At 64.6% G+C, this 13,011-nt stretch carries 9 protein-coding genes and 1 riboswitch; of the genes, 4 read left to right on the forward strand and 5 right to left on the reverse strand.

Translation table 11 applies throughout. The features are described 5' to 3' along the window. Nucleotides 1-70: 70 nt before the first annotated feature. From gcvP to gcvT, 3 genes are read right to left on the reverse strand one after another with little or no spacing between them, the layout of a single operon-like run. Nucleotides 71-2,938, reverse strand: a complete 2,868-nt coding sequence (gene gcvP / locus IVA82_RS42565) for an aminomethyl-transferring glycine dehydrogenase (RefSeq protein ID WP_247386120.1) — start codon at nt 2,936-2,938, stop codon at nt 71-73. Nucleotides 2,939-2,956: 18 nt separating this feature from the next. Further along, the gene (gene gcvH, locus IVA82_RS42570; protein ID WP_247386121.1) at nt 2,957-3,325 is read right to left on the reverse strand and encodes a glycine cleavage system protein GcvH; all 369 of its coding nucleotides are present in this window, start codon (nt 3,323-3,325) and stop codon (nt 2,957-2,959) included. Between the two features lie 9 nt (nt 3,326-3,334). After that, nucleotides 3,335-4,483 carry a glycine cleavage system aminomethyltransferase GcvT gene (gene gcvT / locus IVA82_RS42575; protein ID WP_247386122.1) on the reverse strand — a complete coding sequence of 383 codons (1,149 nt, stop codon included), beginning with the start codon at nt 4,481-4,483 and terminating at the stop codon, nt 3,335-3,337. Between the two features lie 145 nt (nt 4,484-4,628). Next, nucleotides 4,629-4,717, reverse strand: a riboswitch (glycine riboswitch). Nucleotides 4,718-4,949: 232 nt separating this feature from the next. Here gcvT and alaS point away from each other — a divergent pair. Together alaS and IVA82_RS42585 are read left to right on the forward strand one after the other, a co-directional pair. Then, nucleotides 4,950-7,628: an alanine--tRNA ligase gene (gene alaS / locus IVA82_RS42580; RefSeq protein WP_247386124.1), complete on the forward strand. Its 2,679-nt coding sequence runs from the start codon at nt 4,950-4,952 to the stop codon at nt 7,626-7,628. Between the two features lie 4 nt (nt 7,629-7,632). Continuing rightward, the gene (locus IVA82_RS42585) at nt 7,633-8,859 is read left to right on the forward strand and encodes a cyclic nucleotide-gated ion channel (protein WP_247386125.1); all 1,227 of its coding nucleotides are present in this window, start codon (nt 7,633-7,635) and stop codon (nt 8,857-8,859) included. A gap of 210 nt (nt 8,860-9,069) precedes the next feature. On the opposite strand, the gene IVA82_RS42590 is transcribed toward IVA82_RS42585, so the two are convergent. Continuing rightward, complete coding sequence (locus IVA82_RS42590) at nt 9,070-10,284, reverse strand: NADP-dependent isocitrate dehydrogenase (protein WP_247386127.1); 1,215 nt, start codon at nt 10,282-10,284, stop codon at nt 9,070-9,072. A gap of 337 nt (nt 10,285-10,621) precedes the next feature. On the opposite strand from IVA82_RS42590, the gene IVA82_RS42595 reads away from it, so the two are divergent. Together IVA82_RS42595 and IVA82_RS42600 are read left to right on the forward strand one after the other, a co-directional pair. Next, a complete protein-coding gene (locus IVA82_RS42595) occupies nt 10,622-11,830 on the forward strand; it encodes a TrmJ/YjtD family RNA methyltransferase (RefSeq protein WP_247493890.1) in 1,209 nt (402 codons plus the stop codon). Nucleotides 11,831-12,102: 272 nt separating this feature from the next. After that, nucleotides 12,103-12,546 (forward strand): DoxX family protein, encoded by a 444-nt coding sequence (locus tag IVA82_RS42600; protein WP_247386130.1) that lies wholly within the window; start codon nt 12,103-12,105, stop codon nt 12,544-12,546. 6 nt (nt 12,547-12,552) lie between these two features. Here IVA82_RS42600 and IVA82_RS42605 read toward each other — a convergent pair whose 3' ends face one another. Beyond that, a complete protein-coding gene (locus tag IVA82_RS42605) occupies nt 12,553-12,702 on the reverse strand; it encodes a hypothetical protein (RefSeq protein ID WP_247386132.1) in 150 nt (49 codons plus the stop codon). Nucleotides 12,703-13,011 lie beyond the last annotated feature (309 nt).

Below are 13,011 nucleotides of genomic sequence, written 5' to 3' on the forward strand. Positions count from 1 at the left end.
ATCAGCCGGTGGGCTCACGCCCAGCGAACTGCGCTTCGGCAGCCGCGGGCTAATCCACCCTACTAATCGATTACTCCGCCGCCTCGGCGTAATCGCTCACCGGCGGGCACGAGCACACCAGATTGCGGTCGCCATAGACGTTGTCGACGCGTCCCACCGGCGACCAGTATTTGTCAGTGCGCGAGGTGCCCGCGGGGAAGCAGCCCTCAGTGCGGGTGTAGGCGCGATTCCAATCGTCATCGGCGATGTCGTGCACGGTGTGCGGGGCGTGGCGCAGCGGCGAGGCCTCGATCTTGAACCGGCCGGCTTCGATCTCGGCGATTTCCTTGCGGATCGCGATCATGGCATCGCAGAAGCGATCGAGCTCGGCCTTGGATTCCGACTCGGTCGGCTCGATCATCAGTGTGCCCGGCACCGGAAAGCTCATGGTGGGAGCGTGGAAGCCGTAGTCGATCAGCCGCTTTGCGATGTCGTCGACGGTGACGCCGGACGTGTTCTTCAGCGCGCGTGGGTCGACGATGCATTCATGCGCGACCCGGCCCTTCTCGTTCTTGTAGAGCACCGGGAAGTGCGCATCGAGCCGTGCCGCGACATAGTTGGCGTTGAGAATCGCGATCTCGGTGGCGCGCTTCAATCCTTCGCCGCCCATCATCAGGATGTAGATGTAGGAGATGGTGAGGATCGAGGCCGAGCCGAACGGCGCGGCGGAGACCGGGCCGACTGGCACATCAACCTTTGTCGCCGGATGACCTGGCAGGAACGGGGCGAGATGCGCCCGCACGCCGATCGGGCCCATGCCGGGGCCGCCGCCGCCGTGCGGGATGCAGAAGGTCTTGTGCAAATTGAGATGGCTGACATCGGCGCCGTAGTCGCCGGGCCTGGAGAGACCGACTTGCGCGTTGAGGTTCGCGCCGTCGAGATAGACCTGGCCGCCATGGCCGTGGACGATGTCGCAGATCTCGCGAATGTGCTCCTCGAACACGCCGTGGGTCGAGGGATAGGTGATCATGACAGCGGCGAGATCGTTGGAGTGTTTCTCCGCCTTGGCGCGGAGATCATTGACGTCGACGTCGCCGTTCTTCTCGCAGGCGACCACCACCACGTCCATGCCGACCATCGCGGCGGAGGCCGGGTTGGTGCCGTGGGCGGAGGAGGGGATCAGGCAGATCTTGCGATGCGCCTCGCCGCGCGCGGCGTGATGGCCGCGGATCGCAAGCAGGCCGGCATATTCGCCCTGCGCGCCGGAGTTCGGCTGCAGCGAGATCGCGTCATAGCCAGTGATGTCGCACAGCCATTTTTCCAGCCGCGTGAACAGCGCGTGATAGCCCCTGGCCTGCTCGCGCGGTGCGAAGGGGTGCAATGAGCCGAATTCCGGCCAGGTCAGCGGCATCATCTCGGTGGTCGCGTTCAGCTTCATGGTGCAGGACCCGAGCGGAATCATCGCACGGTCGAGCGCGAGGTCGCGGTCCGAGAGTTTGCGCATGTAGCGCAGCATCTCGGTCTCCGAGCGATGCGCGTGGAACACCGGATGGGTGAGAAAGGAGGTCGCGCGCTTCAGCGCGTCCGGCAGCGCCTCGCGCGTGATCGCGTCGATCTCGGCATACGCAAGCTTGCCGCCGAACGCGCGCCACACCGCTTCGACAGTCGCTGGCGTCGTGGTCTCGTCCAGCGCGATGCGCAAGGCGCCATCGCCAAGGCCGAAATTGATCTTTTCGGCGGTCGCGCGCGCGACGATCTCGTCGCGCTTGGCGCCGGGGTCGACCGTCACCGTGTCAAAGAAGCTGTCGGACTGCAGCGCGAAACCGAGCTTGCGCAGGCCGCTAGCGAGCACCGCCGCGCGGCGATGCACATTGCGCGCGATCTGGGTCAGCCCTTCGGGGCCGTGATAGACCGCATACATCGAGGCGATCACGGCGAGCAGCACCTGCGCGGTGCAGATGTTGGAGGTCGCCTTCTCGCGGCGGATGTGCTGCTCGCGGGTCTGGAGCGCGAGGCGATAGGCCGGCATGCCGCGCGAATCCACGGAGAGGCCGACGATGCGGCCGGGTAGCGAGCGTTTCAGCGCATCGCGCACCGCCATATAGGCCGCATGCGGGCCGCCATAGCCCATGGGAACGCCGAAGCGCTGCGCCGAGCCGATCGCGATGTCGGCCCCGAGCTCGCCAGGCGAGGCGAGCAGTGTCAGCGCCAGCAGATCGGCGGCAACGATCGCGAGTGCGCCCTTGGCCTTCAGCGCCGCGATCGCGGGCCTGAGGTCGCGCACCGCTCCCGAGCTGCCGGGATATTGCAGTAGCGCACCCAGCACGTCCGTGTTGTCGAGATCGATGAGGGGATCGCCGACGATCAGGCTCCAGCCGAGCGGCTCGGCGCGGGTGCGCATCACCGCGAGCGTCTGCGGATGCACGTCCTTGTCGACGAAGAACGCTTTTGCTTCGACGCGCGAGTGCCGCTCAGCGAGCGCCATCGCTTCGGCGGCCGCGGTGGCCTCGTCGAGCAGCGAGGCGTTGGCGACGTCAAGCCCGGTGAGGTCGCAGATCATGGTCTGGAAGTTGAGCAGCGCCTCCAGCCGGCCCTGGCTGATCTCGGGTTGGTAAGGAGTATAGGCCGTGTACCAGGCTGGGTTTTCCAGAATGTTGCGCTGGATCACCGCGGGCAAGATCGTGCCGGAATAGCCCTGGCCGATCAGCGAGGTGAAGACCTGGTTTTGCGCGGCGAGCTCGCCCATATGCGCGATCGCCTCGGTCTCGCTCAAGGCATTGCCGAGATCGAGCGGCGCGGCCTGCCGGATCGAGGCGGGCAGCGTCTCCGCCATCAGCGCGTCGACGCTTTTAGCGCCGACGGCGTCCAGCATCGAAGCGACATCGCGCGCCGACGGGCCGATATGGCGGCGAACGAAGGTGGCGGCGGTGTCGCCGTTGGATTTGCGGTGCGCGGTCATCGCTTGCTCCATCGCTCTCTAAGCCGTGTGCGCCTTGTAGGCGGCTTCATCCATGAGGCCGCCGAGTTCGCTCTTGTCGGCAATCCTGATCTTGAAGAACCAGGCTTTGCCGCTTGCGTCCGAATTGACCAGTGCCGGCTCTGCCACGACGGCCTCGTTCACCTCGAGCACCTCGCCGGAGATCGGCGCGTAGACGTCGGAGGCGGCTTTCACCGATTCCACGACGGCGGCAGCTTCCGCCTTTTTCAGCGTGCGGCCGACCTTGGGCAGTTCGACGAAGACAACGTCGCCGAGCTGCGACTGCGCGTAGTCGGTGATCCCGACGGTGGCGACGTCGCCGTCGATGGCCAGCCATTCATGGTCGGAGGTGTACAGCGTCGTGGTCATTTTCGATCCTCAGCGTTTGTAGGTGTTTTTCACGAAAGGCATGGCGGCGACGGCTAGCGGCAATCGCTGGCCGCGCACCTCGGCGAACAGTTTTGTATCGAGCGCGCTCAGGGCAGTGGGCACGTAGCCCATCGCCACCGGCGCATTCAGGCTCGGGCCGAAGCCGCCCGAGGTGACCTTTCCGATCGGCCGATAGCCGGTCGCATCCGCAAACAGCAGCGCGCCCTCGCGCACCGGCGCACGGCCCTCAGGTCGCAGGCCGACGCGGCGGCGGCTTGCGCCGTGATCGAAATGGGCCAGAATCTTCTCTGCGCCGGGAAAGCCACCGGCGCGGGCGCCGCCCGTGCGGCGGCTCTTCTGCACCGACCATTCCAGCGCCGCCTCGACCGGCGTGGTGTCGGTGTCGATGTCGTGGCCATAGAGACAGAGCCCGGCTTCCAGCCGCAGGCTGTCGCGGGCGCCGAGCCCGATCGGCAGCACGTCCGGATTGTCGAGCAGCGTCTTGGCCAGCCGCTCGGCGTCGCCCGCGGGAACCGAAATTTCAAAACCGTCCTCGCCGGTGTAGCCGGAGCGGGAGACGAAACAGGCGATGCCGTCCACCTTGTGGGGGCCGGCATCCATGAACTTCATGCTGGGCGCCTCTGCACAAAGTCTCGCCAGCACGGCTTCCGCCTTCGGGCCCTGGAGTGCGATCAGCGCGCGTTCGGTCAGCGAATCGATGATGCAGTCATCCGAGAGGTGCGCGCGCAGATGCGCTTCGTCCTCGGCCTTGCAGGCGGCGTTGACGACCAGGAACAGGTGATCGCCGAAATTGGCGACCATCAGATCGTCCAGAATGCCGCCATCCGCATTGGTGAACTGGGCGTAGCGCTGCCGTCCCGGCGCAACTGCAACGATGTCCTGCGGCACCAGCCGCTCCAGCGCGCGGGCGGCGCCTTCGACCTTGCCCGACTTCGGCCGGAGCGCGATCTGGCCCATATGGGAGACGTCGAACAGGCCGGCGGAGCTGCGGGTATGGAGATGCTCCTTCAGCACGCCCGCGGGATATTGCACGGGCATGTCATAGCCGGCGAACGGCACCATCTTGCCGCCGAGGGACACGTGCAGCCCGTGAAGGGGGGTACGTTGCAGGGAATCTTGGTCGTCGCGCGCTAGCATCACAGGGGCCCTCGGCGGTTCCCCGGGGAGGATTCCCCGATGGACACCAGTCGAAGCCCCATCTGTCGCTGTGCCTGAGAGTATTATCCCGTCGGCGGGTGCCACCCGGGTTTAAGCCCGTCGGCGCCTCTTTCCAGATGCTGTCAAAGCCACGCGGTCCGTTTGCCTGAGAGTTTCCGGGGCGGTTGCTCCTTCGGCGCCGGCAATGAAGCCGGTCTCTCCCGACGTGGCCGTACCATACAGATAGGTAAAGACCACAGGCCGGCCAAGCCTGTCAACGCGGGTCCAGCGGCTTTCAACGGGATTGCAACGGGATTGCGCGCCTGCGGCAACCCTCTGATCTCTCTGCACAGTTTCTGGACAGCGAAGCTGGCCTTGTCTAAAAGCGCTTCTGTCCGCAGATATCAGCCTAATCTTTCGGTTTGGAGGGCGTGTCGCGGGCCGAAGCCCACCCGATTGGATGAACATGAGCGGCGTCAACGAGATCAGGTCGACCTTTCTGAACTTTTTTGCCGAGAACGGCCACGAGATCGTGTCGTCCTCGCCATTGGTGCCGCGCAACGATCCGACATTGATGTTCACCAATGCCGGCATGGTGCAGTTCAAGAATGTCTTCACCGGCATGGAGAAGCGGCCCTATCAGCGCGCTACCACGTCGCAGAAGTGCGTGCGCGCCGGCGGCAAGCACAACGACCTCGACAATGTCGGCTACACCGCGCGCCATCTCACCTTCTTCGAGATGCTCGGCAATTTCTCGTTCGGCGACTACTTCAAGGAGCGCGCGATCGAGCTTGCCTGGAAGCTGATCACCAAGGAATTCGGGCTCAAGAAAGACAAGCTGCTCGTCACCGTCTATCACACCGACGACGAGGCGGCTGGTCTCTGGAAGAAGATCGCCGGCTTCTCCGACGACCGCATCACCCGCATCCCGACCTCGGACAATTTCTGGGCGATGGGCGACACCGGTCCGTGCGGCCCGTGCTCGGAGATCTTCATCGACCGCGGCGAGCACATCTGGGGCGGTCCGCCGGGCTCTCCGGAAGAGGACGGCGACCGCTTCCTCGAATTCTGGAACCTGGTGTTCATGCAATATGAGCAGGTGACGAAGGAGGAGCGCGTGCCGCTGCCGCGTCCCTCGATCGACACCGGCATGGGTCTGGAGCGCATGGCCTGCATCATGCAGGGCGTCGATAGCGTGTTCGAGACCGACCTGTTCCGTCACCTGATCGATGCGACCGCGTCCGCGCTCGGAAGCGGACCGAACGAGCAGACCGTCGCCTCGTTCCGCGTCATCGCCGATCACTTACGTTCCTCGGCCTTCCTCGTTTCCGACGGCGTGCTGCCCTCGAACGAGGGCCGCGGCTATGTGCTGCGCCGGATCATGCGCCGTGCGATGCGCCATGCGCAGCTGCTGGGTGCGAAAGACCCGCTGATGCATCGGCTGGTCTGGGCGCTGGTGCGTGAGATGGGCCAGGCCTATCCGGAGCTGGTGCGCGCGGAAAACCTGATCGAGGAAACGCTGCGACTGGAAGAGACCCGCTTCCGCAAGACGCTGGTCCGCGGCCTTGCCATTCTCGACGAGAAGAGCGCGTCCTTGAAGAAGGGCGATATGTTCGACGGCGACGTCGCCTTCACGCTCTACGATACCTACGGTTTCCCGCTGGATCTGACGCAGGACGCGCTGAAGTCGCGCGGCATTAGCGTCGATCAGTCCGCCTTCACCGACGCGATGGACCATCAAAAGGCCAAGGCGCGCGAGTCCTGGAAGGGCTCGGGCGAAGCGGCTTCCGAAGCGATCTGGTTCCCACTGCGCGAAAAGCTCGGGGCCACCGAATTCCTGGGCTACGAGACCGAGAGCGCCGAAGGTGTGATCTCGGCGCTGGTGAAGGACGGCAGGGAAGCGGGCAGCCTCAAGGCCGGCGAGACCGGCGCCCTGCTGCTGAACCAGACGCCGTTTTACGCGGAGTCGGGCGGTCAGGTCGGCGATACCGGCGTGCTGCTAGGGGAGGGTGGAATCAAATTCCGTGTCACCGACACCCAGAAGAAGGTCGGCGATCTCTTCGTGCACGTCGGCACCGTGGAGAGCGGCGAAGTGAAGCTCGGCACCGCGCTGCAGCTCGAGGTCGACCATGGGCGTCGCTCGTCGATCCGTGCCCATCACTCGGCGACCCATCTCATCCACGAGGCGCTGCGCCAGGTGCTCGGCGACCACATTGCCCAGCGCGGCTCGCTGGTCGCGCCCGACCGCCTGCGCTTCGACTTCGTGCATCCGAAGCCGATCACGGCGGAAGAGCTCGCCCGCGTCGAGGACATCGCCAACAACGTGGTGCTGGAGAACGACGAGGTCACGACCCGCGTCATGGGCGTGGACGAAGCCCGTGAGGCCGGTGCCCGCGCGCTGTTCGGCGAGAAATATGGCGACGAGGTCCGCGTGGTCTCGATGGGCCGGACCGCGCGCGAGCGCGGCGCCAATGCGCTCGGCTGGTCGGTCGAGCTCTGCGGCGGCACCCATGTGAGGCGCACCGGCGACATCGGCCTGATCACGCTGACCGGCGAGAGCGCGGTCGCCTCCGGCGTTCGGCGTATCGAGGCGCTGACCGGCAATTACGCACGCCGGCATGCCAACCACACCATGGCGCTGGCGAAGACCGCGGCCAACGAGCTGCGCACCTCGATCGACGACGTGCCGACACGCATTGCCGCGCTGATGGAGGAGCGCAAGAAGCTCGAGCGCGAGCTGTCCGATGCCCGCAAGAAGCTCGCGATGGGCGGCGGCGCATCGAGCGGCAACGGCGCGGCCACCGGCGTGCGCGAGATCGGCGACGTCAAGCTGATGGCGCGTGCGGTCGAGGGCATCGAGATGAAGGATCTCAAGGGCCTCGCCGACGACGGCAAGAAGCAGATCGGCTCCGGCGTGGTCGCTATCGTCGGCGTCACCGAGGACGGCAAGGCCGGAATCGTGGTCGGCGTCACCGCGGACCTCACCGCGCGCTTCAACGCCGTAAACCTGGTGCGCGTCGCCTCCGAAGCGCTCGGCGGCAAGGGCGGCGGCGGCCGGCCGGACATGGCGCAGGCCGGCGGCCCCGACGGCGCCAATGCCGCAGCGGCGCTGTCAGCAATCGAAAAAGCGATGGCAGGCGCGTGAGGCCGTGCGCCTCATTCCGCAAGGACGTGGCTCAGCCGATTCCGACTTAAGGGACCGCCTCTACGAATTGCTGGAGCACGATCCCTTGGCCTATTCAGTCGGGTCGCGCTTCATCCAGATGATCATCGGCGTCATCGTGCTCGACGTGGTCGCGATGATCCTCGCCTCGGTGCCGGAGCTGGACGCGCAGTTCGGCGCGCTGTTCGCAGGCATCGCCATCCTGGCCGTGGTCGTGTTCGCGCTGGAATATCTCGCGCGGCTCTGGACGGTGGCGGGCCACACGCCGCGCAAGGGCTCGGCGCTCGCCGACCGGCTCTCCTACGCCTTCTCCGCGCTCGGCATCATCGACCTGCTGGCGTTCCTGCCCGCAGGAATCGTGCTGGCGTCGGGAAGGCACGCGACGCTGGCCGCGCTCGGCGTGCTGCCGTTCTTCAAGCTGATCCGCTATTCGCCGGCGATGCGTTCGCTGCTCGCGGCCGTGCATGCCGAGCGGCGGGCGCTGATCGGCTGCATCGTCATCCTGATCGGTGCGGTACTGACCTTCGCCTCGCTGCTCTACGCCATCGAGCGTGACGTGCAGCCGGACAAGCTCGGCACCATTCCGCAGGCGATGTGGTGGGCGATCGTGACGCTCGGCACCGTCGGCTATGGCGACGTCGTGCCGGTGACGGCGCTCGGAAAATTCGTCTCCGTGTTCACCATCATCGCGGGCTTTGCCATGATCGCGCTGCCAGTCGCGATCATCTCCACCGCCTTTGCCGAAGAGCTGAAGCGGCGTGATTTCGTCGTCACCTGGGGCATGCTGGCGCGAGTGCCGCTGTTCTCGCATTTGTCGGCAGCGGAGATCGCCGACATCATGCGGCTGCTTCGGGCCCGCACCATCGAGCAGGGCGAGGTCTTGGTGCGACGCGGTGACGCCGCCTCATCGATGTATTTCATCACCGCCGGCGAGGTCGAGATCGCGCTGCCGAGCCAGCATGTGCGGCTTGCGGACGGCACCTTCTTCGGCGAGATCGCGCTGCTGCACAAGACCAAGCGCAGCGGCACAGTGACGGCGACGCGCAAGACGCGCCTGCTCGTGCTCGACGCCCAGGACTTTCACGCCCTGATCGCGCGCATGCCAACGCTCGCCGCGCACGTCCATAAGACTGCGAAAGCGCGGCTGGAAGAGAGCGGCGATCTGGCGGCGGCTGAGCTCGCGCAGGCGGAGCGCGAGGGCACCGACCGCTAAGCGGCTTCAACCTTTGCGCAGGCGGCGAACGCGGAAGGGCTGGTCAGCGCGAAGACTGCAAGCGCAACGCCTTGAGTGTCGGCATGGCGCTTCCTTTGGCAAATGGTCTCGTCATTGCGAGGAGCCCTTGCGACGAAGCAATCCAGAATCTCTCCGCGGAGACAGTCTGGATTGCTTCGCTCCGCTCGCAATGACGGGGTGGGAAACGGCCTACGCCGCCAGCGTCTTCTCGAGGTTCTGAGCGACCTTATCGAGGAAGCCGGTGGTCGAGAGCCAGCGCTGGTCGGCGCCGACGAGCAGCGCGAGGTCCTTGGTCATGTAGCCCTCTTCGACCGTGTCGACGCAGACCTTCTCCAGCGTGTCCGCGAACTTGGCGAGCTGCGGATTGTTGTCGAGCTTGGCGCGGTGGGCGAGGCCGCGGGTCCAGGCGAAGATCGACGCGATCGAGTTGGTCGAGGTCTCCTTGCCTTTCTGGTGCTCGCGGTAGTGGCGGGTCACCGTGCCGTGGGCGGCTTCGGCTTCCACCGTCTGGCCATCGGGGGTGAGGAGGACCGAGGTCATCAGGCCGAGCGAGCCGTAGCCCTGCGCAACGGTGTCGGACTGCACGTCGCCGTCGTAGTTCTTGCAGGCCCAGACGTAGCCGCCGGACCATTTCAGCGCCGAGGCTACCATGTCGTCGATCAGGCGGTGCTCGTAGGTCAGGCCCTTGGCCTCGAATTCGGTCTTGAACTCGCGGTCGTAGATGTCCTGGAAGATGTCCTTGAAGCGGCCGTCGTAGACTTTCAGGATGGTGTTCTTGGTCGAGAGATAGACCGGGTAGTTGCGCAGCAGGCCGTAATTGAGCGAGGCGCGGGCGAAGTCGATGATGGAGTCGTCGAGATTGTACATCTCCATGGCGACGCCGGCGCCGGGCGCCTTGAACACCTCCTTCTCGATCACGGTGCCGTCCTCGCCGACGAACTTCATCGACAGCGTGCCCTTGCCTGGGAACTTGATGTCGGTGGCACGGTACTGGTCGCCATAGGCATGACGGCCGATGATGATCGGCTTGCTCCAGCCGGGAACCAGGCGCGGCACGTTCTTGCAGATGATCGGCTCGCGGAAGATGCAGCCGCCGAGAATGTTGCGGATGGTGCCGTTCGGCGACTTCCACATCTGCTTGAGGCCAAACTCCTTCACCCGGGCCTCATCCGGGGTGATGGTGGCGCACTTGACGCCCACGCCGACCTTCTTGATGGCTTCGGCGGCGTCGATGGTGACCTGATCGTTGGTCTGGTCGCGGTATTCCATCCCCAGGTCGAAATACATCAGCTCAACATCGAGGAACGGGTTGATCAACTTGTCTTTGATGTACTGCCAGATGATCCGGGTCATCTCGTCGCCATCGAGCTCGACGACGGGGTTGGTCACCTTGATTTTTGCCATGATCGGGGAAGCCTCTTGGGAACGGCGCTATTGGCGCGCCACGGGAATATCCGCCGCCTCTTAGCACCGGGACGCAGCGGGCGAAAGCCAAGGGATTATGCACTTTTAGCTCATCCAGCTTCCGCAGATGGGCAGCGGGGAGCGGCCTTCCGGCAGGCGGCGCCCTGAAGCTTCAGGCGAGATTCAAAAGTCGAATCCAACCCGTTATTTCCCTTGAGAATTTTGTCAGGACAGGCAAACGACAGGCGCGCGGGACATCCGGCCGGGTGGCCGGCTTGAATCAAAACCTGAGGCGGCCGCTCCAAGGCCTTGAGAGAAAGCGTGAAAGCAAAGCAAGATGTCAGGGACTGACAAGAGCAAGGCGGGCCTCGCCCTCGATGGTCCCATCGTGATCCTGGTCGAGCCGCAGCTCGGCGAGAACATCGGCATGGCCGCGCGCGCCATGGGCAACTTTGCCCTGAGCTCCTTGCGCATCGTCAACCCGCGCGACGGCTGGCCCAACATCGCCGCCCAGCGTGCGGCGGCTGGCGCCGACCACATTCTGGAAGGGGTCGAATTGTTCGACACGGTCGAGCAGGCCGTCGCCGATCTCGACCTCTTGTTCGCCACCAGCGCGCGCGCCCATGACCAGGCCAAGCCGGTGGTCGGGCCGGAGGCGGCCGCGACCGAGATGGCGGGGCACATCGCGACCGGGGGCAAGGCCGGCATCCTGTTCGGCCGGGAGCGCTGGGGCCTGACCAATGAGGAGGTCGGCCTCGCCAACCGCATCGTCACCTTTCCAGTCAATCCGGGCTTTGCCTCGCTGAACCTCGCCCAGGCCGTGCTGCTAATCGGCTACGAATGGTTCAAGCTGATGACGTCGGGCGCGCTGCCGCACGCCATGCCGGAGCGTTCAGAGCGCGCCTCGCAGCATCAGATCCAGGCCTTCTTCGAGAACCTCATCCGCGAGCTCGACAAGGTCGAATTCCTGCGGCCGGCCGAGAAGCGCGACACCATGCTGGTGAACCTGCGCAACATCTTCACCCGCATGGACCCGACCAAGCAGGACATGCACACCCTGCACGGCGTGGTGATGGCGATCGCGGAGGGACGGAAAGGGCCCGCCAAGGGCGGCGTGCTCGATGGCGAGCAGGCAACGCGGCTGCGCGCGCTTCTGGCCGAGCACGGGCAGGGCGGTGGTGTGTCCGACAGCGGCAGCACCGTGCGCGGGCTGGCGCGCCTGCTCCGCCGCAACCCGACTGACGCCGAGCGGCTGCTGTGGCAATCGCTGACCCGCGACCGCCGTTTTGCCGGCCAGTTCAAGCGCCAGACCCCAGTCGGACGACACATCCCGGACTTCGTCTCATTCCCGCACCGGATCGCGATCGAGCTAGTCAATCCGGGCGAGGGCGAAACGATTGCCGCCGACCGCGCGGCGCGGCGGGTGTGGCTGGAGGCGCGGGACTATCGGGTGATCGAGATCCGAGCGGCAGACGTCGAGCGCGACCTAGCGGCGGAGCTGGAGCGGCTTGAAGGGATGATGGCCGAACGACCGACTAATTCGTAAGCGATAGCTTAGGGATATTCAAAATCCGCTCAGCCCACATCCACTCAGCCGCGAATGTATGTCACGTCCACTGACCCTTGAGAGTGACAGTGGCGGCTCGTCCTGTCGAGTCTGCGAAGCTCTATTTCAGACGGACCCAATTCTGACGAAGCGGCTTCGTTTGCACGCGCCAGAGAGCCGGTGACAGCGTTTCGTGTGATCCGCCAATCATGATAGGCTGGCTCTCGGCAGTGGAAGTGTTCAGACGGTCCTGGACAACAAGGGGGCTAGCAGTGAAATCCTATCTTCAGTCGCTGGCAGTCGACGCGTTCGCAACAAGGAGAGCTGATGTACTGATCTTGATTGGCCGTATTCTACTTGCCTGGGTATTCGTCGGAAGCGCGTACGGAGCGCTAGCCAACTTCAGCGGCTCGGTCGGCTATTTCAGGTCCCTGAACCTTCCAGCACCTGAGCTCTTCACTATCGTGAATATCGCAGTGGAAGCATTGATATCCGTTGGTTTGATATTAGGCGTCGGTACGCGCTACTGCGCCGTTCTGACCTTCGTGTTCGTTTTGGCGGCAACGATTGTTGCGCATCGCTACTGGGAATATCCCGCCGGTGCGCAGCAGATGGGTCAATACAACAATTTTTTGAAGAACATCTCGATCATGGGAGGCGCGATGTTGATCTTCGTCACCGGCGCAGGTCGTTTCAGTTTCGATCGGACATCGTAGCCGGCATCACTTCAGCTTGAGCTTGAACGCGTCCTCGATCGCCCGGCGGACGCTCTTCGAGAGCGGCTTCAAAGCATGGCCCACGAAGGCGAAGAGAAGCATCAGCCACGTCGCGAGCGCGGCACACCACAGCACGACTTCCAGTATCTCAGGCATGATGCCCCCTCAAAAAATAACTTCTCTGAAATGCGGCAAGTGTTGCTCATTGGAGCCGACACCGCAAGTCGTCTTCAAAGTGGTGGCGCGCCGAAACACTCGGATTCAGCTCTAGCAGTTTGCTGAAAAACCCCTGAGCTGGAGGGTTTTTGTATTTTGGCCGGTCGTTGTTGGGACGGCGCTTTGGAGTTGGATGTAATTTTCTAGCCTGGTGTTGGGTGCCCCCTGGGGCAGGGAGGCTAAGCGGCAAGCAGTTTGGGAATGCGGATCAGGTTATAGGCGATCAAATTGAGCAGGAAGTCGGCGGCG

The sequence above is a fragment of the Bradyrhizobium sp. 142 genome, assembly GCF_023074015.1.
Classification (GTDB): Bacteria; Pseudomonadota; Alphaproteobacteria; order Rhizobiales; family Xanthobacteraceae; genus Bradyrhizobium.